Source organism: uncultured Schumannella sp. (genome assembly GCF_905479755.1).
Classification (GTDB): Bacteria; Actinomycetota; Actinomycetes; order Actinomycetales; family Microbacteriaceae; genus DCRR01.
In genome coordinates, this window is sequence record NZ_CAJQNT010000044.1 from 1 (window position 1) to 20,795 (window position 20,795).

The 20,795-nt window shown below is 69.5% G+C and carries 21 protein-coding genes and 1 pseudogene; 19 read left to right on the forward strand and 3 right to left on the reverse strand.

Annotated elements, in window-relative coordinates; genetic code table 11:
* Positions 1 to 248 precede the first annotated feature (248 nt).
* The 15 genes from infC to argF all read left to right on the forward strand — a co-directional run bounded on the left by infC (position 249) and on the right by argF (position 14,902).
* On the forward strand, positions 249 to 881 hold the full coding sequence (gene infC, locus QZ258_RS11265; protein ID WP_294181614.1) for a translation initiation factor IF-3: 633 nt from the start codon (positions 249 to 251) through the stop codon (positions 879 to 881).
* The gene (gene rpmI, locus QZ258_RS11270) at positions 874 to 1,068 is read left to right on the forward strand and encodes a 50S ribosomal protein L35 (RefSeq protein WP_294181581.1); all 195 of its coding nucleotides are present in this window, start codon (positions 874 to 876) and stop codon (positions 1,066 to 1,068) included. Before infC ends, rpmI begins: the two co-directional genes overlap by 8 nt.
* 28 nt (positions 1,069 to 1,096) lie before the next feature.
* Complete coding sequence (rplT, locus tag QZ258_RS11275; RefSeq protein WP_294181582.1) at positions 1,097 to 1,483, forward strand: 50S ribosomal protein L20; 387 nt, start codon at positions 1,097 to 1,099, stop codon at positions 1,481 to 1,483.
* 161 nt (positions 1,484 to 1,644) lie between these two features.
* A complete protein-coding gene (locus tag QZ258_RS11280; RefSeq protein WP_294181584.1) occupies positions 1,645 to 2,439 on the forward strand; it encodes an RNA methyltransferase in 795 nt (264 codons plus the stop codon).
* 93 nt (positions 2,440 to 2,532) lie between these two features.
* Entirely contained in the window at positions 2,533 to 3,270 is a 738-nt protein-coding gene (locus QZ258_RS11285; RefSeq protein ID WP_294181585.1) for an amino acid ABC transporter ATP-binding protein, read from the forward strand.
* Between the two features lie 38 nt (positions 3,271 to 3,308).
* Positions 3,309 to 4,166: a glutamate ABC transporter substrate-binding protein gene (locus tag QZ258_RS11290; protein WP_294181586.1), complete on the forward strand. Its 858-nt coding sequence runs from the start codon at positions 3,309 to 3,311 to the stop codon at positions 4,164 to 4,166.
* Positions 4,167 to 4,252: 86 nt separating this feature from the next.
* Positions 4,253 to 4,900: an amino acid ABC transporter permease gene (locus tag QZ258_RS11295; RefSeq protein ID WP_294181588.1), complete on the forward strand. Its 648-nt coding sequence runs from the start codon at positions 4,253 to 4,255 to the stop codon at positions 4,898 to 4,900.
* Positions 4,897 to 5,811, forward strand: a complete 915-nt coding sequence (locus QZ258_RS11300) for an amino acid ABC transporter permease (RefSeq protein WP_294181590.1) — start codon at positions 4,897 to 4,899, stop codon at positions 5,809 to 5,811. Before QZ258_RS11295 ends, QZ258_RS11300 begins: the two co-directional genes overlap by 4 nt.
* A gap of 69 nt (positions 5,812 to 5,880) precedes the next feature.
* Complete coding sequence (gene pheS / locus QZ258_RS11305; RefSeq protein WP_294181592.1) at positions 5,881 to 6,921, forward strand: phenylalanine--tRNA ligase subunit alpha; 1,041 nt, start codon at positions 5,881 to 5,883, stop codon at positions 6,919 to 6,921.
* Positions 6,921 to 9,404: a phenylalanine--tRNA ligase subunit beta gene (gene pheT, locus QZ258_RS11310; RefSeq protein WP_294181594.1), complete on the forward strand. Its 2,484-nt coding sequence runs from the start codon at positions 6,921 to 6,923 to the stop codon at positions 9,402 to 9,404. Before pheS ends, pheT begins: the two co-directional genes overlap by 1 nt.
* Before the next feature lie 261 nt (positions 9,405 to 9,665).
* Entirely contained in the window at positions 9,666 to 10,712 is a 1,047-nt protein-coding gene (gene argC / locus QZ258_RS11315; protein WP_294181596.1) for an N-acetyl-gamma-glutamyl-phosphate reductase, read from the forward strand.
* A complete protein-coding gene (gene argJ / locus QZ258_RS11320) occupies positions 10,709 to 11,875 on the forward strand; it encodes a bifunctional glutamate N-acetyltransferase/amino-acid acetyltransferase ArgJ (RefSeq protein WP_294181597.1) in 1,167 nt (388 codons plus the stop codon). The genes argC and argJ overlap by 4 nt, the downstream gene beginning before the upstream one ends.
* The gene (argB, locus tag QZ258_RS11325; protein WP_294181599.1) at positions 11,872 to 12,783 is read left to right on the forward strand and encodes an acetylglutamate kinase; all 912 of its coding nucleotides are present in this window, start codon (positions 11,872 to 11,874) and stop codon (positions 12,781 to 12,783) included. The genes argJ and argB overlap by 4 nt, the downstream gene beginning before the upstream one ends.
* Positions 12,780 to 13,982: an acetylornithine transaminase gene (locus QZ258_RS11330; RefSeq protein WP_294181602.1), complete on the forward strand. Its 1,203-nt coding sequence runs from the start codon at positions 12,780 to 12,782 to the stop codon at positions 13,980 to 13,982. The genes argB and QZ258_RS11330 overlap by 4 nt, the downstream gene beginning before the upstream one ends.
* Positions 13,979 to 14,902: an ornithine carbamoyltransferase gene (argF, locus tag QZ258_RS11335; RefSeq protein ID WP_294181604.1), complete on the forward strand. Its 924-nt coding sequence runs from the start codon at positions 13,979 to 13,981 to the stop codon at positions 14,900 to 14,902. The genes QZ258_RS11330 and argF overlap by 4 nt, the downstream gene beginning before the upstream one ends.
* A 9-nt stretch (positions 14,903 to 14,911) precedes the next feature.
* On the opposite strand, the gene QZ258_RS11340 is transcribed toward argF, so the two are convergent.
* The gene (locus QZ258_RS11340; RefSeq protein ID WP_294181605.1) at positions 14,912 to 15,460 is read right to left on the reverse strand and encodes a DUF6264 family protein; all 549 of its coding nucleotides are present in this window, start codon (positions 15,458 to 15,460) and stop codon (positions 14,912 to 14,914) included.
* A gap of 122 nt (positions 15,461 to 15,582) precedes the next feature.
* On the opposite strand from QZ258_RS11340, the gene argH reads away from it, so the two are divergent.
* A complete protein-coding gene (argH, locus tag QZ258_RS11345; RefSeq protein WP_294181606.1) occupies positions 15,583 to 17,004 on the forward strand; it encodes an argininosuccinate lyase in 1,422 nt (473 codons plus the stop codon).
* Entirely contained in the window at positions 17,001 to 17,183 is a 183-nt protein-coding gene (locus QZ258_RS11350; protein ID WP_294181608.1) for a hypothetical protein, read from the forward strand. Before argH ends, QZ258_RS11350 begins: the two co-directional genes overlap by 4 nt.
* 30 nt (positions 17,184 to 17,213) lie before the next feature.
* Here QZ258_RS11350 and QZ258_RS11355 read toward each other — a convergent pair whose 3' ends face one another.
* A complete protein-coding gene (locus tag QZ258_RS11355; protein WP_294181610.1) occupies positions 17,214 to 17,777 on the reverse strand; it encodes a hypothetical protein in 564 nt (187 codons plus the stop codon).
* Positions 17,774 to 18,394, reverse strand: coding sequence for a DNA-binding protein (locus QZ258_RS11360; RefSeq protein WP_294181611.1), 621 nt, complete (start codon positions 18,392 to 18,394; stop codon positions 17,774 to 17,776). The genes QZ258_RS11355 and QZ258_RS11360 overlap by 4 nt, the downstream gene beginning before the upstream one ends.
* A gap of 116 nt (positions 18,395 to 18,510) precedes the next feature.
* Between QZ258_RS11360 and tyrS the strand changes: the two genes are divergently transcribed.
* On the forward strand, positions 18,511 to 19,812 hold the full coding sequence (tyrS, locus tag QZ258_RS11365; RefSeq protein ID WP_294181612.1) for a tyrosine--tRNA ligase: 1,302 nt from the start codon (positions 18,511 to 18,513) through the stop codon (positions 19,810 to 19,812).
* Positions 19,813 to 19,891: 79 nt separating this feature from the next.
* Positions 19,892 to 20,795, forward strand: a pseudogene (locus tag QZ258_RS11370) (hypothetical protein); the annotation flags it as partial.

The following is a 20,795-nucleotide window of genomic DNA, read 5'->3' on the forward strand; positions in this document are numbered from 1 at the left end:
CCTGCTCTTCGCTCACGCGCTGTCCTCTGCTATTCTTATGCGGGCTCCGGGGCCAGATCCCCGGACACGAAAGTGGAGAAATCCCACCCGCCGACCGCTTCCAACAGGTTATCGGGTCAGTTGCACTCCGCCGCTCACGCGGTAGCCAGGGTGCATTGTTGACGGGCGTCGGTTCGACGCACCTCAGGGAAATTCGTCTTCGTTCGTGCCTGGCAGCAGGGCTACGCACACACACGAAGGAGTTCCGCATCAGCGATCCCAGAACGAACGACCGGATCCGTGTCCCCGAGGTCCGCCTCGTCGGACCCAACGGAGAGCAGGTCGGCGTCGTCCGCATCGAGGACGCCCTGCGCCTGGCGCAGGAGGCCGACCTGGACCTGGTCGAGGTCTCCCCGACCTCGAAGCCGCCCGTGGTGAAGATCATGGACTACGGCAAGTTCAAGTACGAGCAGGCCCAGAAGCAGAAGGAAGCTCGACGCAACCAGGCGAACACGATCCTCAAGGAGGTTCGCTTCCGCCTGAAGATCGACAAGCACGACTACGAGACCAAGCGCAAGCGCGCGGAGGGCTTCCTCCAGGCGGGCGACAAGGTGAAGGCCATGATCCTCTTCCGAGGCCGTGAGCAGTCCCGACCCGAGCAGGGTGTTCGCCTTCTGCAGCGCTTCGCCGAAGATGTTGCCGAGTTCGGCACCGTGGAGTCCACGCCGACCATCGACGGTCGCAACATGGTCATGGTGATCGGACCGCACAAGAACAAGGCCGAGGCGAAAGCCGAAGCCCAGGCCAAGAAGGCCGAGACCAAGGCACGGACCCAGTCCGGTGCCCAGAGCGAGGCGCAGGAAGTCGCGGCGCCCACCACCGCAGGAGAGAAGAATGCCTAAGCAGAAGTCGCACTCGGGTGCCAAGAAGCGTTTCCGGGTCACCGGCAGCGGCAAGGTCGTGAAGCAGGGCGCGGGCATGCGCCACAACCTCGAGCGCAAGTCCTCGAAGCTCACGCGTCGCCTCAACCGCGACGTCGTCCTCGCTCCGCAGGACGCCAAGGTCATCAAGAAGCTCCTGGGCAAGTAAGCCCGGATCCCGAAAAGGAACGAAACTCATGGCACGTGTAAAGAGGGCGGTCAACGCCGCCAAGAAGCGCCGCACTACGCTCGAGCGCGCAGAGGGCTACCGCGGTCAGCGGTCGCGCCTGTACCGCAAGGCGAAGGAGCAGGTCACCCACTCCCTCGTCTACTCCTACCGCGACCGTCGCGCGAAGAAGGGCGAGTTCCGTCGCCTCTGGATTCAGCGCATCAACGCCGCGGCACGCGCGAACGGCCTCACCTACAACCGTCTGATCCAGGGTCTGGGTCTTGCGGGCGTCGAGGTCGACCGTCGCATCCTCGCGGAGCTCGCGGTCAACGAGCCGGCGACGTTCGCCGGCCTCGTCGAGGTCGCCAAGAAGGCTCTCCCGACCGACGTGAACCAGCCCGCCTCCGCGGCCTAATTCCGCCGGTCGAGGAGCGGGCGAAGCCCGCGAGCTGTGCCGGTCGAGTAGCGGGCGAAGCCCGCGTATCGAGACCCTCGCACGAAGGCGCGCATCCCTCAGGATGCGCGCCTTCGTCGTTTCATCATCACTCGTTCGCCTCCCGTCGATACCATTCGGCCATGATCGACAATCCGCGCTCACCGCGAGTGCGCGCGGTCCACAAGCTCGCCAAACGGGCGGCGCGCGCATCCACCGGGCTTTTTCTCGTCGAAGGCCCGCAGTCCGTGCGCGAGGTGCTGGCCTATCGCCCCGAACTGCTGGTCGACTTGTTCATGACCGAGGCCACCTACGATCGCGCCACAGATCTCGTGCGCGCCGTGGCGAAGACCGACGTCTCGATCGAACTCGTGACCGAGCAGGTGCTGGCCGCGATGGCCGACACCGTGACGCCGCAGGGCGTGATCGCCGTCTGCCGCACCCTCGTGATGTCGGTGGATGACATCGCCGCACGCGGGCCCCGGCTGATCGCGATCCTTCATGAGGTGCGCGACCCGGGGAACGCGGGCACCATCATCCGGGCCGCGGATGCCGCCGGAGCGGATGCGGTGATCTTCACCGGAAGCACCGTCGATGCCTACAACCCCAAGGTCGTGCGCTCCACGACCGGCTCGCTGTTCCACGTGCCGATCGTGCAGAACGGCACCCTCGACGCGGCGTTGGACATCGTCCGGGCCGCGGGGCTCCAGGTCCTCGCCGCCGATATCAAGGGCGACGACCTGCCGGACGTCCGCGAACTGCTCGCTGCCCCGACGGCATGGCTGTTCGGCAATGAGGCGCGTGGCCTGACCGACGAGGAACTGGCGCGGGCCGACCGGCCGGTGCGCCTGCCGATCTACGGGCGAGCCGAGTCGCTCAATCTCGCGACCGCCGCCTCGGTGTGCCTCTACGAATCGGCGTTCGCGCAGCGTTCCTGATCGACGAGCTCCACCGCGGGTCGAGGTTGCACTCGGGTCACGGTTCCCTGCGCACCGTTGACCCCCGAGCGGGGGTCATGTTTTGCTGGGGTGATGGAGCCGCTCGTCATTCTCGATCACGTCAATAAGCATTTCGGTGCGCTGCACGTGCTCAACGACATCAACACCACGATCGCTCGCGGTGAGGTCGTCGTCGTCATCGGGCCGTCGGGCTCGGGCAAGTCGACGCTGTGCCGGGCGATCAACCGGCTCGAGACGATCGATGACGGCACCATCACGATCGACGGCACCCCGTTGCCGAGCGAAGGCCGCGGGCTCGCGAAGCTGCGGGCCGACGTCGGCATGGTGTTCCAGTCGTTCAATCTCTTCGCGCACAAGACCGTCCTGCAGAACGTGACCATCGGCCAGGTCAAGGTGCGCAAGCGTTCGAAGGCCGAGGCCGAAAAGCGCGCTATGGAACTGCTCGAGCGCGTCGGCGTCGCCAACCAGGCGCAGAAGATGCCCTCGCAGCTGTCCGGTGGACAGCAGCAGCGCGTCGCCATCGCGCGCGCCCTCGCGATGGACCCCAAGATCATGTTGTTCGACGAGCCGACGAGTGCGCTCGACCCCGAAATGATCAACGAAGTGCTCGATGTCATGGTGCAGCTCGCCTCGGAGGGGATGACGATGGTCGTCGTCACTCACGAGATGGGCTTCGCCCGCAAGGCGGCCGACCGCGTCCTGTTCATGGCCGACGGCGAGATCGTCGAAGAAGCTACCCCTGAGGCGTTCTTCACGAACCCACAGACTTCGAGAGCGAAAGACTTCCTCTCGAAGGTGCTCACCCACTAACCGGTGGGAGAGCAACACAGCAAGGGAAGAGGGAATCCATGAGACTCCGTACATCACTGACCGCGGTGGCGATCGCCGCCAGCGCCGCGCTCGCACTGAGTGCGTGCGCGACGACGGGCGGCACGACCGAGCCCGATGACGTGACCTTCGAGGCCGGCACGACCATGGCCGCGCTGAACGAGGCCGGAACGATCACGATCGGCACCAAGTTCGACCAGCCGCTGTTCGGTCTTCAGGGCCTCGACGGCAACCCGGAAGGCTTCGACGTCGAGATCGGCAAGATCATCGCCAGCGAGCTCGGGATCTCGGAAGACAACATCGAGTGGGTCGAGACCGTTTCGGCCAACCGTGAGCCCTTCATCGAGAACGGCACGGTCGACATCGTCGTGGCGACCTACACGATCAACGACACGCGCAAGGAAGTCATCTCGTTCGCGGGACCGTACTACCTCGCCGGGCAAGACATCCTCGTGCTCGCAGGCAACCCGGAGGGCATCACCGGCCCCGAGGACCTCGAGGGCAAGGACGTCTGCAGCGTCGCCGGCTCGACGTCGGAGGCGAACATCATGGAGTACGGCGTCAACCTCATCACCACCGACACCTACTCCAACTGCCTGGAGCCGCTGCGCAACGGCAATGTCATCGCGGTCACCACGGACAACGTGATCCTCGCGGGGCTCGCGGACCAGAACCCGGGTGAGTTCGAGGTCGTCAACAACCCCTTCACCTCCGAGCCCTACGGCATCGGTCTGATGAAGGATGACGACGTCTTCCGTTCGTTCATCAACGACGTGCTCGAAGAGTCCTACGCCGATGGCCGCTGGGCCGATGCGTGGAACTCCACCGCGGGCACGGTGCTCGACCTGCCGGAGCCCCCGGCCGTCGACCGCTACTAGCACTCAGGGGCGGACCCGCTCGCCGCGTGCGGGCGGGTCCGCGCTGATGCCCCACGGCACGAACGGACAACGGGAAAGGAGGCGCGGTGGACGCGATCATTGATGTCACCCCGCTGTACATCGAGGGGTTCCTGCAGACACTCGCGTTGCTCCTGCTCGCGGGCTCCGGAGCCTTCGTGCTCGGAGTGCTCGTCGCCGCGCTGCGCATTTCGCCCGTGCCGGTGCTACGCGGATTCGCGACCGCCTACACCGAGTTGCTGCGCAACGTCCCGCTCCTGCTGGTGCTGTTCTTCTGCGCCTTCGTTCTGCCGCTGCTCGGCGTCCAACTCGACTACTTCGTTCTCGCCGTCATCGGCCTGACCGCCTACACCTCGCCCTTCGTCGCCGAGGCCGTGCGTTCGGGCATCAACGGTGTGCACATCGGGCAGGCCGAAGCCGCCCGCAGCATCGGCCTCCCCTTCGGGCAGACGATCTCCCTGATCGTGCTCCCGCAGGCCGCGCGCATGGTGGTGCCGCCGCTCATCAACGTCTTCATCGCCCTGACCAAGAACACCTCGGTCGCGGGGGCCTTCTTCGTGTTCGAACTGTTCGGGGCGACTACGCGAGGCACTCGTGATCACGGTGATGAGGTCATCCTGATGCTGCTGTTCGCCGCCGTGCTCTATCTGGTCATCACCGTGCCGTTGGGTCTCATCGCCGGGGCCATCGAGAAGAAGGTGCGGGTGCTGCGATGAGCGGATCGGTTCTCTACGATGCTCCCGGCCCCAAGACGCGGCGGCGCTCGGCGATCGCCTCGGTCGTCTCCGCTCTCGCGCTCGTCGCGGCGGGCGCCTGGATCATCGCGACCCTCGCTGCACCGCGCATCGCCGCCAACGGCGCCGAGACCCCGGGCATGTTCGACGGATCGCGTTGGGACATCGCCCTGAATCCGCAACTGTGGGAGAACTTCGGCCGCGGCGTCCTGGCGACGCTCGCGATGGCGGGGGTCGCGGCCGTGCTGGCGATCCTGTTCGGCATCCTGCTCTCGTTCGCCCGGACCGCGCGCAGCATGTGGATTCGCGTGCCCACCGCAGCGCTCCTCGAGTTCGTGCGCGGCATGCCCGTGCTGTTGATGATCTTCTTCATCTTCTTGGTGTTCTCCACCGGCGCGTACTGGGCCGGCGTGCTCGGCTTGGCCGTCTACAACGGCGCCATCATCGGAGAGGCGCTGCGCGCCGGCATCGTCTCGCTGCCCAAAGGCCAGGGCGAGGCCGGCTACTCGATCGGGTTGACACCGGTGCAGACGCGGCTGTCGATCGAGTTCCCGCAGGCGTTCCGGCAGATGCTGCCGATCATCATCGCCCAGCTCGTCGTGCTGCTGAAAGACACCTCGCTCGCCTACGTCGTCGGCTACAACGAGCTCGCCCGCACCATCAAGAACCTTCAGAACGCGCTCGGCAATCGCTACCTCTTCACGCTTTTCATCATCGGACTCCTGATCTACCTGATCATGAACCTCACGCTCTCCTGGCTGGCGCGCGTGATCGCGAAGCGCAGCGGACCGAAACTCGGCAAGGTGACGCCCGACGATGTGCCGCCCGTCGGCTCGCAGGGAACCCAGGCGATCACGATGGTGCGCCCGAAAAGCGGCAAACCTCCCAGCTAGCCCGGCGCGGCGAGGCGATGACGCGGTCTCCGCCGAGCGGAGGGCTTCGCCCGACTAGACTCGACGCTCGTGTCCGACTCCCCGCAGATCACCGAACAGACGGTCGGCGCCGCGGTCGACGCGGCGCTCGCCGCCATCGCCGAGGCGACCGACTCCGCCGCGCTGAAAGCGGCTCGCTCCGCTCACGCCGGAGAGGCCTCGCCGCTCGCCAAGCTCAACGCCGCCATGCGCGACGTGCCCGCCGACCAGAAGGCCGCCGCCGGCAAGCTCGTCGGCCAGGCGCGGGGCCGCGTGAACCAGGCGCTCGCCGCACAGGAAGCCGTCGTGCTCGCCGCCGAAGAAGAGGCGCGGCTCGCGAGTGAAGCGGTCGACGTGACGGCGCTGCCGTCGCGCTGGCGGGCCGGGGCACGGCATCCGCTCTCGCTTCTGATGGAAGAGATGAGCGACGTCTTCGTGGCGATGGGCTGGGAGGTCGCCGAAGGCCCCGAGCTCGAACACGAGTGGTTCAACTTCGACGCCCTCAACATGGACGAAGACCACCCGGCGCGTAGCGACCAGGACACCTTCTTCGTCGCCCCGCAGGACCGTCACCTGGTGTTGCGCACACAGACGAGCCCCGTGCAGATCCGCTCGCTGCTCGAGCGCGAGCTGCCGGTGTACGTCGTGAGCCCGGGCAAGGTCTTCCGCAAGGACGAGCTCGACGCGACCCACACGCCCGTCTTCCACCAGATCGAAGGCATCGCCATCGACCGCGGACTCACCATGGCGCACCTGCGCGGCACGCTCGAACACCTCGCGCGCGCCATGTTCGGGCACGAGGCGCAGATCCGGCTGCGCCCCAACTTCTTCCCCTTCACCGAGCCGAGCGCCGAAATGGATGTCTGGCAGCCGAACGCCAAGGGCGGCGCGCGCTGGGTCGAGTGGGGTGGCTGCGGCATGGTCAACCCGAACGTGCTGCGCAGCGCCGGCATCGACCCGGACGAGTATCAGGGCTTCGCGTTCGGCATGGGAATTGAGCGCACTCTGCAGTTCCGCAACGAGATGAATGACATGCGCGACATGGTCGAGGGCGACATCCGCTTCTCGCAGCAGTTCGGAATGGTGGTCTGATGCGCGTCCCGCTGAGTTGGTTGGGGGAGTGGGTCACGCTTCCCGAGGACGTCACCCTCGAGCAGGTGCACGAAGCGCTCGTCAAGGTTGGCTTCGAGGAGGAGGCGGTTCACACCTCCGAGCTAGTCGGCCCGATCGTGGTCGGCCAGGTGCTCTCGGCCGAGCCCGAACCGCAGTCCAACGGCAAGACCATCAACTGGTGCCAGGTGGATGTCGGCGAGGCCGAGCCGCGCGGAATCGTCTGCGGTGCGCACAATTTCGCTCCCGGGGACAAGGTCGTCGTGTCGCTCCCCAGTGCGGTTCTGCCCGGGCCGTTCCCGATCTCGGCGCGCAAGACCTACGGCCACGTCTCCGATGGCATGATCGCCAGCGCGCGCGAGCTCGGACTCGGTGACGAGCACGACGGCATCCTGCGCCTGGCCGAACTGGGTCTCGACCCGGCGCCGGGGGCCGACGCGATCGCCCTGCTCGGACTCGACGACGCGGCCGTCGAGATCAATGTGACGCCCGACCGCGGGTACGCGTTCTCGATCCGCGGCGTGGCGCGCGAGTTCTCGCACTCGACCGGGGCGAGCTTCCGCGACCCGGTGGCGGCCGTCACGGTCGTCGACGCGGCCGAGACCTTCCCGGTCACGATCGCCGATGCGGCGCCGATCCGCGGACGCGTCGGCTGTTCGGCGTTCGCCACGCGGGTCGTCCGGGGCATCGACGCGACCCGGCCCACGCCGGCCTGGATGTCGTCGCGACTTCGGCTCGCGGGAATCCGCTCGATTTCGCTCGCCGTCGACATCACCAACTACGTCATGCTCGAATTCGGTCAGCCGCTGCACGGCTACGACCTCGCGAAGCTCTCGGGCGGCATCACCGTGCGTCGCGCGGCCGCCGGGGAGACCCTCGAGACGCTCGATGGCGTGGTGCGCACGCTCGACGTCGAAGATCTGCTGATCACCGACGAGACCGGTCCGATCGGCTTGGGGGGCGTCATGGGCGGCGCCTCCACCGAGATCTCGGATGCGACCACCGACGTGCTCATCGAGGCGGCGAACTTCGATCCCGTCTCGATCGCGCGCGCGGTGCGTCGCCACAAGCTGCCGAGCGAGGCCGCGAAGCGTTTCGAGCGCTCCGTCGACCCGCGCATCGCGCGGGCGGCCGCGACGCGTGCCGCCGCGCTGCTCGTGGAGTTCGCGGGCGGCACACTCGACGTGCTCGGCACTGATCTCGACGAGTCGATCGAGCCGGGCAGCATCGCGCTCGCACTCGCGCGGCCGGAGGCGCTCATCGGCGTTCCGTACACGCGCGAGGAGGTGATCGGCTCGCTCGAACTGATCGGCGCGACCGTCGCCGTTGAGGGTGAGCTGGCGACCGTCACCCCGCCGAGCTGGCGCCCCGATCTCACCGACGAGGCCTCGCTCATCGAGGAGGTCGTGCGCATCACCGGCTACGACCGAGTCGGCTCCGAGCTTCCGATCGCTCCTCCGGGGCGCGGACTCAGCCGCACCCAGCGCGCCCGTCGGCGTGTCGCGCAGACGCTCGCCGCTGCCGGAGCGACGGAGGTGATGGCGTATCCGTTCCTGACGGCCGCCGCGATCGACCGCTTCGAGCCGGGCGCCGTGGCCGTGAAGCTCGAGAACGCGCTTGATGCGCAGGCCCCGTTCCTGCGCCGAAGCCTGCTGCCGGGGCTCGTGGATGTCGCCCGTCGCAACCTGTCGCGCGGGCTCACCGATCTCAGCCTGTTCGAGATCGGCGGGGTCTTCCGCCCCGAGGCCGCGACCGCGTACGGCACCGACACGAACCCGAGCGGGGGAGCTCTGCCGAGCGACGCCGAGATCGCGGGACTTCAGGCGGCGCTGCCGCCGCAGCCGTGGCGTGTGGGGGCCGTGCTGGTCGGCGATGTGACGCCGAAGCAGCCCGGCCAGGCGCCCGCGTCGAGCGGGATCGCCGACGCTCTCGATCTGGCGCGTCAGGTGGGTCTCGCGCTCGGTCTGACGGTGACCGCGGGGGCCGGGGCGCATCCCGCGCTGCACCCGGGCCGCACGGCCGAGATCCTCGTTGGTGACGTCGTCGTCGGTGTTGCGGGCGAGCTGTTGCCAGCGATCGCCGACGATCTCGACCTGCCGCGCGTCGTGGCGATGCTCGAGCTCGACCTCGATGCGATGCTGGCGCACGCGCCGGTGCAGGTCGCGGCGCGTCCGATCGGCACGCTCCCGGCGGCGACGCAGGACCTGTCGCTCGTGGTGGCGGAGGACGTGCCCGCGGGGGACGTGCTCGCCGCCGTGCGCGAGGGGGCAGGCGGTCTGCTGGAGCACATCCACCTGGTTGATGACTACCGAGGCCAGGGCCTGCCCGAGGGCTCGAAGTCGCTGACCTTCGCGCTCCGCTTCCGCGCCCCCGACCGCACCCTCACCGCCGCCGAGGCCACCGAGGCAAAGCTCGCCGGAGCCGCCCTAGCCACCACCCGCCTCGGAGCGCGAGCCCGCGAGTAGCCGCGGCAGGGATGCATCTATGACGCAAGCGAGTGCCGCGCGCGGCACTCCCACGCGTCAGGGATGCATCCCCGACCAAGAAACGGGTAGGGTCGGGGGATGGGTCAGTCGCAGGGCGTGTCCGGAGAGCTTCGCCTCCGCCGTCTGCGTCGCGCGCGCCGAATCTCGGCGACGCCGCGCCGCTGATCCGACCCGCGAAGGTTCAGCCAGGCTCGACGCCGCCGCTCCGATTCCGTTCCGTCGAACCCTAAGGTTGAAGTCATGCCCTATTCCGTTGCCGTCGCTGGCGCGAGCGGCTATGCGGGCGGCGAGTTGCTGCGCCTCCTCGCCGGTCATCCCGATTTCGAGATCCGGACCGTCACCGCGCACAGCAACGCCGGCCAGCCCCTCCTCGCGGTGCAGCCGCACCTGCGCTCGCTCGCGCACCTGACCCTCTCGGAGACCACGCCCGCGGTGCTGGCGGGCCACGACGTCGTGTTCCTCGCGCTCCCGCACGGGGCCTCCGGCGCTCTCACCGCACTGTTGCCGGACGACACGCTCGTCATCGATTGCGGAGCGGATCACCGACTCGAGTCCGAAACGGACTGGGCCGCCTTCTACGGCGGCGATTTCTTCGGCGCCTGGGAGTACGGCGTCCCCGAACTGCCGCGCCACGAGGGCCGCAGCCAGCGCGAGCGCCTCGCCGCGGCTCGGCGGATCGCGGCCCCCGGCTGCAACGCGAGCACCGTTGCGCTGTCGCTGGCGCCCGGCATCGCGGCGGGGGTCATCGAGTCCACCGACCTGGTGAGCGTGCTCGCGGTGGGCCCCTCGGGCGCGGGCAAGGCCCTGAAAACCAACCTGTTGGCGAGCGAGATCCTCGGCACCGCGAATCCCTATGCGGTGGGCGGCACGCACCGCCACATCCCGGAGATCCAGCAGGCGCTGCGCTGGGCGGGGGCGGCGGAGGTGACTCTGTCGTTCACGCCGGTGATCGTGCCGATGTCGCGCGGCATCCTCGCCACTTCGACCGCGCGCCTGGCTCCCGGTGTCGACGCCGCCTCGGTGCGCGCCGCCTGGGAGACCGCCTACGCGGGCGAGCCGTTCGTGCAGCTGCTGCCCGAGGGGGTCTTCCCGCGCACCGCCGACGTGCTCGGCGCCAACACCGCGCTGCTCGGCCTCGCGGTTGACGAGGCGGCGGCGCGCGTCGTCGTCGTGGCGGCCGTCGACAACCTCGTCAAGGGCACCGCCGGTGCCGCCATCCAGTCGGCGAATCTGGCGCTCGGCCTCGACGAGCACCGCGCCCTGCCCGTGAACGGAGTCGCCCCGTGACCGTCACCGCCCCCACCGGATTCCTGGCCAGCGGCGTCGCCGTCGGCCTGAAATCGAACGGCAACCCCGATCTCGCACTGGTCGTCAACCGCGGCCCGCTGCACAACGCCGCGGCCGTGTTCACGAGCAACCGCGCGCAGGCGAACCCGATCATCTGGTCGAAGCAGGTGATCGCCGACGGTACGGTCTCCGCGATCGTCCTCAACTCGGGCGGCGCCAACTGCTTCACCGGGGCCGAGGGGTTCCAGACCACGCACGCGACCGCCGAGGCCGTGGCGGAGTCGCTTCAGCGCCTCGACGCCGACGTGTCGGCGGGCGACGTGCTGGTGTGCTCGACGGGGCTGATCGGGCTGCAACTGGACCGCGAGAAGCTGCTGCCCGGTGTGGTGACGGCGGCGAACGCCTTGCGCGCCGACGGCGGCGCGAGTGCCGCGCGCGCGATCATGACCACCGATTCGCACCCGAAGACGGCGATCCTCTCGCGCAACGGCTGGACGATCGGCGGCATGGCGAAGGGCGCGGGCATGCTCGCGCCGGGGCTCGCCACGATGCTCGTCGTCATCACGACCGACGTCGAGCTCGACAGTGCCGAACTGGACGAGGCGCTGCGCGCCGCGACGCGGCTCAGCTTCGACCGACTCGATTCGGACGGTTGCATGTCGACCAACGATCAGGTGACGCTGATGGCGAGCGGCGCCTCGGGCATCCGCCCTGACATTGCGCTGTTCACCACGACGCTGACCGAGCTCTGCCTCGACCTGGCGACGCAGCTTCAGGCGGATGCCGAGGGCGCCAGCCACGACATCACGATCGAGGTGGTGCACGCCGCAACCGAGGACGACGCCGTCGAGGTGGGACGCTCGATCGCCCGCAACAACCTGTTCAAGGCGGCCGTGTTCGGCAACGATCCGAATTGGGGCCGCGTGCTGGCCGCGATCGGCACGACGAGCGCCGAGTTCGATCCGTACGCCGTCGACGTCAGCATGAACGGCGTCCGGGTGTGCTCGAACGGCGGCCCGGACCGCCCGCGCGAGGAGGTCGATCTGACGCCGCGCGCGACGCACGTGCTCGTCGACCTGAAGGCGGGCGAGCAGACCGCCACCATCTTTACGAACGATCTGACCCACGACTACGTGCACGAGAACAGCGCCTACAGCTCATGACCGACAACGAACTGGAATCCCTCGACCCGCGCGCCGCTCAGGCGGAGCTCAAGGCGGCGACCCTGATCGAGTCGCTGCCGTGGCTGAAGCGCTTCTCCGGCGAGGTCGTTGTGGTCAAGTTCGGCGGCAACGCGATGGTCGACGACGCGCTGAAGCGCGCCTTCGCCGAAGACATGGTCTACCTGCGCTACCTCGGCTTGAAGCCCGTCGTGGTGCACGGCGGCGGCCCGCAGATTTCGTCGATGCTCGACCGGCTCGGCATCCCGAGCGAGTTCGTGGGCGGGTACCGCGTGACGACGCCGGAGGCGATGGACATCGTCCGCATGGTGCTGACCGGCCAGGTGAGCCGCGAGATCGTGAGCCTCATCAACGAACACGGTCCGCTCGCCTCGGCGATCTCGGGGGAGGACGCGGGGCTGTTCCGCGGTCGCCGCCGGGGCGCCCTGGTGGACGGCGAGCTGGTCGACATCGGTCTGGTGGGCGATGTGGTGGAGGTGAATCCGGCGGCGGTGCTGGCCGAGATCGCGGCGGGCCGCATCCCGGTGGTCTCGTCGATCGCCCCGGATGTGGATGCCCCGGGCCAGTCCCTCAATGTGAACGCCGACTCGGCGGCGGCTTCGCTCGCGGTCGCGCTGGGGGCGGCGAAACTCGTGGTGCTGACGGATGTGGCGGGGCTGTACCGCAACTGGCCGGACCGCGATTCGCTCATTTCGATGATCGACGCGACGGAGCTGACGGCGCTGCTGCCGAGCCTGGAGAGTGGGATGATCCCGAAGATGTCGGCGTGTCTGGAGGCCGTGAACGGCGGGGTGGCGAAGGCGGCGATCATCGACGGGCGTCGTCCGCACTCGATCCTGCTGGAGATCTTCACCGACGCCGGGATCGGCACCGAGGTGGTGCCGGCATGACCGCGCGCACTCCCGAACTGGTCGAACGTTTCCTGGGCGTGATGATGAAGTCGACCCCGGCCCCGCTCGCGATCCTGGAGCGCGGCGAGGGCGCGCGCGTCTGGGATGTCGACGGCACCGAGTACCTGGATTTCTTGGCCGGCATCGCGGTGAACGCGCTCGGGCACGCGCATCCGGTGGTGGTGGATGCGATTCACGCCCAGGCCTCGCGCGTCATGCATGTCTCGAACTATTTCGCGAGCGAGCCGCAGCTGGAGCTCGCCGAGCGCCTGGTGCGACTGACCGGGGGAGACCGGGTCTATTTCGCGAACTCGGGTGCCGAGGCGATCGAGGCGGCGATCAAGCTCGCGCGTCTGACGGGTCGGCCGCGCATTGTGGCGCTCGAGTCGTCGTTCCATGGCCGCACGATGGGTTCGCTCTCGTTGACCGGAAAGCAGGCGTTGCGTACACCGTTCGAGGCGCTGTTGCCGGGCGCGGCGCACATCGCGGTCACGCTCGAGGCGTTGGAGGCGGAGTTCGCCGCGCACGGCCCGGAGCTTGCGGCGATCGTGATCGAGCCGATTCAGGGGGAGGCGGGCGTTGTCGAGTTGCCGGCCGGATTCTTGGCCCGGGCGCGCGAGCTGACCCGCGAGCACGGCGCGCTGCTGATTCTGGACGAGATCCAGACCGGCGCGGGTCGCACCGGCGAATGGTTCGCGTTCCAGCGCGAGGGCATCGTGCCCGATGCCGTGGCGCTCGCCAAGGGCATCGGCGGCGGATTCCCGATCGGAGCGCTCGTGGCTTTCGGTGCCGCGAGTGAGCTCTTCCAGCCCGGGCAGCACGGCTCGACGTTCGGCGGCAACCCGCTGGCGACGGCGACCGCGAACGCGGTGCTCGGTGAGATCGAGCGCGCGGGCTTGATCGCGAATGCTGCCCACCGCGGCGCGCAGTTGCGCACGCTGATCGCCTCACTCGAGTCGCCGCTCGTGCAGGAGATCACCGGCGCGGGTCTTCTGCTCGGCGTCGCCTTGCGCGAGCCGGTCGCGGCTGCCGTGGTTCAGGCGGCGCAGCGACGCGGCCTGATCATCAACGCGGCGGCGCCGGGACGCATCCGTCTCGCCCCGCCCCTCATCATCGGCGACGCCGAGATCGCCGAGTTCGGCGAGAAGTTCGCGGCCGCCCTGTCCGACGTTCAGAACACTGCAGGAGACACCCCATGACCCGCCATTTCCTTCGCGACGACGATCTGACCGCAGCCGAGCAGTCCGAGGTGCTCGACCTCGCGGCGACGATGAAGGCGGATCGCTGGGGCACCCGCCCGCTGGAGGGCCCGCAGACCGTCGCGGTCATTTTCGACAAGTCGTCGACCCGCACGCGCGTGAGCTTCGCGGTTGGCATCGCCGATCTCGGCGGCAGCCCGTTGATCATCTCGACAGCGTCGAGTCAGCTTGGCGGCAAGGAGACCCCCTCGGACACCGCGCGCGTGCTGGAGCGCATGGTCAGCGCGATCGTCTGGCGCACCTACGCACAGTCGGGCCTGGAGGAGATGGCGGCGGGCACCCGGGTGCCGGTCGTGAACGCGCTGAGTGACGACTTCCACCCCTGCCAACTGCTCGCCGACCTGCTCACGATGCGTGAGCACAAGGGCGAGTTGGCGGGGTTGACGGTCACGTTCCTGGGTGACGGCGCGAGCAACATGGCGCACAGCTATCTGCTCGCCGGCGCCACCGCGGGCATGCACGTGCGCGTCGCCTCGCCGGCCGAGTTCTCGCCCGCCGATTCCGTCGTCGCGGATGCGGACCGCCGCGCCGCCGAGACCGGCGGTTCGGTCACGCTCTTCACCGATCCCGTGGAGGCGGTCGCCGGGGCGGATGTCGTCGTCACCGACACCTGGGTGTCGATGGGCAAGGAGGAGGAGAAGGCGCACCGCGTGGCGACCTTCGGCGGTTACCAGGTGACGCGCGAGTTGATGACTCTCGCGAAGCCGGACGCGATCTTCTTGCACTGTCTTCCCGCTGACCGCGGCTACGAGGTCGAGGCGGAGGTCATCGACGGCGCGCAGAGCGTGATCTGGGACGAGGCGGAGAACCGCCTGCACGCCCAGAAGGCGCTGCTCACCTGGTTGCTCGAGCGGGCCTAACGCGAGGCGCTACGCGCCGGAGGCCGCCATCGCACCCATGGTCGTGGCCCAGAAGATGATCGCGGCGAGGACTCCCGCGACGAGCGGAATCCAGAACGCGATCGTGCGGCGCACGAGCAGGATGATCGAGATGGTCGCCGCCGCAGCGAACAGCACCAGGTGGCTCACCACGATCACGGCCTGGTCGCCCGCGATGAGGTCGGGGTCGGCGAACCCGCCGGCGTCCTCGACCATGAAGGGAAGGATGGCCGCTCCGATGAGCCCGGTCAACATGCCGAACAGGCCGACGACGAGCAGAACGATGGTGAGCACCACATCCCAGGTACGGCGCCCCGACCCGGTGGGCGGCGGCGCGCCGTAGGTCGCGGTCGCGTAGGGGTTCGCCGCGGGCTCGGGCGCAGCCACGGTGTAGGGAGACGGCACGGCGGGCGGTGTGACCGGGGCGGGCGGCGTCGTTGCGGCGGGCTGGGCGACGGGGGCGGGCTGGGCGACCGGCGGCGGCACGGATCCGCTCGACGGTGCGGGCGGAATCGGCGGCACGGCGGCGTCGTCACTCATGGCTCCACGTTACTGCGGACGGTCGCGTCTCGCGCCCTAGACTGAACGACGATGTTCGACACGAAGCACCACGCCTTGGCCGTTCCCGCGCTCGCCGCCTCCCCCGCGGGGCGGTGCCGCTCGTGAGCGCGAACGGTGACGGCGCGGCGCTGTGGGGCGGGCGGTTCGCCGACGGCCCCTCGCCCGAGCTCGAGGCGCTGAGTCGTTCCACGCACTTCGACTGGGAGCTGGCTCCCTACGACCTTCGCGGATCGCGGGCGCACGCGCGGGCGCTCGCCGCGGCCGGTTTTTTGAGCGCCGAGGAGCTCGAGCGGATGCTCGCCGGGCTCGACGCGATCGACGCGGGTGTCGCCGAGGGCTCGATTCGCCCGCGCGACTCGGATGAGGACGTGCACTTCGCGCTCGAGCGCGAGCTGGTCGCCGCCCTCGGACCGGAGCTCGGCGGCAAGCTGCGCGCGGGCCGGAGCCGCAACGACCAGATCGCCACGCTCGTCCGCCTCTATCTTCTCGACCACGCCGCGACGATCACCGCGCAGGTCTCTCAGCTGGTCGGCGTGATCGCCGATCGCGCCGCCGAGCATCCGACCGCGGTGATGCCGGGGCGCACGCATCTGCAGCACGCGCAACCGATCCTGCTGGCGCATCACCTGATGGCGCACGCCTGGCCGCTGGTCCGCGATCTGGAGCGGCTGCGCGACTGGCGGGCCCGCGCGACCGGGTCGCCCTACGGTGCGGGTGCCCTCGCGGGGGGCGCGCTCGGCCTTGACCCGCGTGCGATCGCCGCCGAGCTGGGGCTCGGTGACCCGCTGCCGAATTCGATCGATGCGACGAGCGCCCGGGATGTGGTGGCGGAGTTCGCCTACATCACCGCGCAGATCGGCATCGACCTGTCCCGGTTCTCGGAGGACATCATCCTGTGGGTGACGCGCGAGGTCGGGTTTGCCCGCCTGCACGACGCCTATTCGACGGGTTCGTCGATCATGCCGCAGAAGAAGAACCCCGACATCGCCGAGCTTGCTCGCGGGAAGTCCGGGCGTCTCGTCGGTAACCTCACGGGTCTGTTGACGACGCTCAAGGGGCTGCCGCTCGCGTACAACCGCGATCTGCAGGAAGACAAGGAGCCCGTCTTCGATTCGGTGCGCACCCTCGAGGTGCTGCTGCCGGCGTTCACGGGCATGGTGGCAACGCTCGGCTTCGATGTGGAGCGGATGGCGGAGCTCGCCCCGCAGGGGTTCTCGCTCGCCACCGATGTCGCCGACCATCTGGTGCGCCAGGGCGTGCCGTTCCGGGAGGCGCACGAGATCTCGGGCGCTCTCGTGCGGCTGTGCGAGGAGCGCGGACTCGAGCTGCACGAGCCGAGCGATGCCGACTACGCCGCGATCGACCCGCGGCTCACCGGCGACGTGCGCGCGGTGCTGACGGTCGAGGGCTCACTCGCGAGCCGTTCCGGGGTCGGCGGCACGGCGCCCGAGCGGGTGGCCGAACAGTTGGATGCGCTGCGGGCGCGCGTCGCGGAGTTCGCTGCGGCGAAGGGAACGTCATGACACTGTCGAGTTCGGGCAAAGAGTCCCGGCGGCGTGCGGCTCGCGAGCGGCGACGCCAGTACGACGAGGAGCTGCGCGTGCGCCGGCCGTGGCTTTTTCCGACTCTCGTCGGCGGCGCCATCGTCATGGTGGTCGTGGCGGTGTACGCCTCGACCGTGCTGGGCCTCGGCGTCTCCTAACAAGCTGGGCCGCGTGACCCGCACCGGGCCTTAGCCGAGTACGACGAGCAGCGCGCAGGCGCCGGCCCAGACGAAGCTCACCAGCGTGCCGATGATGAACCGCTCGCGCGATTCGGCGCGGTCGAGTTCGGAGTAGCGGCCAAGCCCTTTGATCGCGACGACGACGGCGACGACCTCGAAGCGTCCGAGCAGGATGCCTCCGATGATCGCGGTGCGCTCCAGGTAGCCGATCGTCGACCCGCCGCGCATGACCTCGCGCGCGGGCGTCTCGCCGGAGTCGGTGACGAGAATTCCGCCGTGCGCGCCCGGCAGCGACGAGCCGCGCGTGGCGAGTTGCAGCACGAAGCTCGCGAGCGGTCCTCCGGCGATCACGCCGAGCAGCACGAAGCCGAGCCCGAGCAGTGTGTCGAAGGCGGGATCCGGGGCGGGCAGTTCGGCGTCGAAGGCGATGAGGGCTCCGGCGACCCCGGCCGGGAGGAGCGCGACGAGTGAGAGCGCCGGCTGCCGCAGCGGGAGTGCGGCCGCCGAGACGACGAGGGCGCCGGCGATGAGCAGGAGTCCGCCGATCCAGGCGAAGAGCAGGGCGATGATCATGAGGGGTCCTTTCCGTGCCTAGTCTGGTCGGCCCGGGCGAGCATGGCGGTCAGCGCCGCGCGCGCCGCTTCGTCCACCCGGAGGTGCGCGCTCTGTCCGCGGAGGCTGGCCGCCTGTGGGGTGATGCCGAGTTGTTCGGCGGCCGCCCGTTGCGTCATCCCGGTGTCCAGCAGTTCGGCGAGCTCCCAGCCTTCGGGGGTGCGCCGGGCCCGCAGCAGGAGGAGCAGGTCGAGGAGCGGCTCCAGCTCGTCGGCGGCGGGCGCGACGTCGGCGTCGGCGCGCAGCGCGAACCGCGTGGGGCGCTTCTTCGCCGCCTCGACGGCGTCGCGGGCGTGGACGAACGCGCTTCCGCTCATGGCGCGGGTCGTCTCGGCGAGAGGTGTCCGCACGGTGCCGATGCCGACGCCGATGCTCCACTCCTCGCGCTGGCTGAGGGTGAGGAGGGCGGTGAGGGCCGCATCGGCGTCGGTGGTGGCGAGCTGGATTTCGTCCCCCGCGGTGCGTTCGGCGGGCCGGGCGAGCCGGTCGCCGACGAGGTCGCCGAGCCGGAGCAGCGCCGACTCGGCGAGGTCCGGCTGGTGTCGGCTGTCGACCTGATCCGCGGTGAGGACAATCATGGCTCACTCCTTGATTCCTGAGAGATAAAGCATAGGGACTTGATTTGCGTGAATCAAGTATTCAAGCTTGACGTGTGCGACCCGGGGATCGGGAGCCCCGCTGGTAGTCTTGCCCGGTGTCCGCCGCCTCGACGCTCTCAGAACAGCGCAACGACCCCCACTTCGACGACATCTGGGACGAGTTGCTCTGGCGCGGACTGATTCACGTCTCCACGGATCCGGCCGAGCTGAAGGCCCTCCTCGCGGGCCCACCGATCGTCTACTACTGCGGATTCGATCCGACCGCCCCGAGCCTTCATCTCGGCAACCTGGTCCAGCTCCTCACGATGCGACGCCTGCAACTCGCCGGCCATCGGCCCCTCGGCCTGGTCGGAGGATCCACCGGCCTCATCGGCGATCCGCGTCCGACGGCCGAGCGCACGCTCAACACGCGTGAGACGGTCGCCGAGTGGGTCGGCTATCTGCAGGAGCAGATCGAGCGCTACCTGGACTTCGAGGGCGACAATGCCGCGCGCATCGTCAACAACCTCGACTGGACCGCGCCGATGAGTGCGATCGACTTCCTTCGCGAGGTCGGCAAGTACTTCCGCGTCGGCACGATGTTGAAGAAGGATGCGGTGTCGGCGCGTCTCAACAGCGACGCCGGAATCAGCTACACCGAGTTCAGCTACCAAGTGCTCCAGGGGCTCGACTTCCTCGAGCTCTACCGCACCTACGGATGCGTGCTGCAGACCGGCGGAAGCGACCAGTGGGGAAATCTGACGAGCGGCACCGACCTCGTGCATCGCGCCGAGGGAGTGAGCGTGCACGCGATCGGCACGCCGCTGATCACGAACTCCGACGGCACCAAGTTCGGCAAGAGCGAAGGCAACGCCGTCTGGCTCGACGCCGCCATGACGAGTCCCTACGCCTTCAGCCAGTTCTGGCTCAACACCGACGACGCTGACGTGATCGCGCGCCTCAAGGTCTTCACGTTCCTGGATCGTGACGAGATCGAACGGCTGGAACGGGCCGTCGCCGAGGAGCCGTTCCGTCGCGAGGCGCAGCGCGTGCTCGCGCGGGAGGTGACGCGGCTCGTGCACGGCGAGGAGGCGGCGAACGCCGCCTTCGCGGCGGCCGAGGCGCTGTTCGGCAACGGCGACCTGGCGGCGCTCGACGCCGAGACGCTGCGTGCCGCCGTCGCAGAGTTGCCGTCGGCCCACGCCACGGCAGCCTCGACGATCGAGCAGTTGCTCGTCGACGCCACACTGACGAAGAGCCTGAGTGAGTCGCGGCGCGCGATTTCGCAAGGCGGCGTGTATCTCAACAATGTGCGGGTGGAGGACCCGGCCGCCGGGCTCGGCGATCAGGTTCTCGCAGGTGGGGTCGCTATTCTTCGGCGAGGCAAGAAGACTCTCGCGGGTGTTGTGATCGGATGAGACGCCGCGTCGTCCGGGGGAGTTTCGCCGTGCCGCGTGACATTTGGCTGGCTGAAGCCGCCGCAATCGGAGGACAACAATGAACTGGACGCCCGGGGGCGACCCGAACAACGGCGAGACGCCCGCACCCGGCGAGATGTCGCGGCGTGCTCGCCGCCTCGCGGAGCAGGCGCAGGCGCCCGAGTTCGCCGGTGCCGACGAGTTGGCCGCGGCGCCGGATTCCGCGGCGCCGAGTCCCTGGTCTGATCGCGATTACGTGGCGCCGTCGCTCGACGGCTTCGCTGGCGACGTTCCGCAGGCGGTCCCGCTCGCCGATGCGCCCCCCGCGGCCGCCCCGAGCTGGAACGCCCCGAGCTCGGCGCCCGCAGCTCCGGCCGCGCCGGAGTGGGGCCCGCCCCCCGCGGTTCCGCCGGCCGCCTCGCCGAATGGGGATGCGCCCGCCGAGGCCGCACCTGCGCCGAGCTGGCAACCGCCGACCGTCGGCGCGCAGGAGCCGTCGCGCGGCGGGGAGCCGCCCGCCGCTGCGCCGAGCTGGGAGGCGCCTGCCGCTGCGCCGAGCTGGGAGGCCCCGCCCGCCGTCGCTCCCAGTTGGGAGCCGCCGCCCGCCGTCGCGCCGAGTTGGGAGGCGCCCGCCGCGACGCCCGCGTGGGAGCCCCCTGCTCCGGAGCCGGAGAGCCCCAGTTGGGAGCCGCCCGCTCCCGCCGCACCCACGGGCGGGGAGCAGCCGACCGCAACGCCGGGCTGGGAGCAGCCGACCGCAACGCCGGGCTGGGAGCAGCCGACCGCAACGCCGGGCTGGGAGCAGCAGCCCGCCCCCGCGCCCGCGTGGGAGCCGCCGGCCCCCACCGCCGAGGCACCGAGCTGGGATGCGCCCGCCGCCCCGGCCGCACCGCGCGTCGACGAGTCCGCAGCCGCGGCCCCCGCGCCGCCGCCGAACTGGGAGGCCCCGGCCGTGCCGGGCGCCACCGCCGAGCCCGATTGGG

What these genes read in the sequence shown, in the direction of transcription:
- rpmI (WP_294181581.1), top strand. Translation starts at nt 874, where the DNA reads ATGCCTAAGCAGAAGTCGCACTCGGGTGCCAAGAAGCGTTTCCGGGTC.
- rplT (WP_294181582.1), top strand. Translation starts at nt 1,097, where the DNA reads ATGGCACGTGTAAAGAGGGCGGTCAACGCCGCCAAGAAGCGCCGCACT.
- QZ258_RS11280 (WP_294181584.1), top strand. Translation starts at nt 1,645, where the DNA reads ATGATCGACAATCCGCGCTCACCGCGAGTGCGCGCGGTCCACAAGCTC.
- QZ258_RS11285 (WP_294181585.1), top strand. Translation starts at nt 2,533, where the DNA reads ATGGAGCCGCTCGTCATTCTCGATCACGTCAATAAGCATTTCGGTGCG.
- QZ258_RS11290 (WP_294181586.1), top strand. Translation starts at nt 3,309, where the DNA reads ATGAGACTCCGTACATCACTGACCGCGGTGGCGATCGCCGCCAGCGCC.
- QZ258_RS11300 (WP_294181590.1), top strand. Translation starts at nt 4,897, where the DNA reads ATGAGCGGATCGGTTCTCTACGATGCTCCCGGCCCCAAGACGCGGCGG.
- pheT (WP_294181594.1), top strand. Translation starts at nt 6,921, where the DNA reads ATGCGCGTCCCGCTGAGTTGGTTGGGGGAGTGGGTCACGCTTCCCGAG.
- argC (WP_294181596.1), top strand. Translation starts at nt 9,666, where the DNA reads ATGCCCTATTCCGTTGCCGTCGCTGGCGCGAGCGGCTATGCGGGCGGC.
- argB (WP_294181599.1), top strand. Translation starts at nt 11,872, where the DNA reads ATGACCGACAACGAACTGGAATCCCTCGACCCGCGCGCCGCTCAGGCG.
- QZ258_RS11330 (WP_294181602.1), top strand. Translation starts at nt 12,780, where the DNA reads ATGACCGCGCGCACTCCCGAACTGGTCGAACGTTTCCTGGGCGTGATG.
- argF (WP_294181604.1), top strand. Translation starts at nt 13,979, where the DNA reads ATGACCCGCCATTTCCTTCGCGACGACGATCTGACCGCAGCCGAGCAG.
- QZ258_RS11340 (WP_294181605.1), bottom strand. Translation starts at nt 15,460, where the DNA reads ATGAGTGACGACGCCGCCGTGCCGCCGATTCCGCCCGCACCGTCGAGC.
- QZ258_RS11350 (WP_294181608.1), top strand. Translation starts at nt 17,001, where the DNA reads ATGACACTGTCGAGTTCGGGCAAAGAGTCCCGGCGGCGTGCGGCTCGC.
- QZ258_RS11355 (WP_294181610.1), bottom strand. Translation starts at nt 17,777, where the DNA reads ATGATCATCGCCCTGCTCTTCGCCTGGATCGGCGGACTCCTGCTCATC.
- QZ258_RS11360 (WP_294181611.1), bottom strand. Translation starts at nt 18,394, where the DNA reads ATGATTGTCCTCACCGCGGATCAGGTCGACAGCCGACACCAGCCGGAC.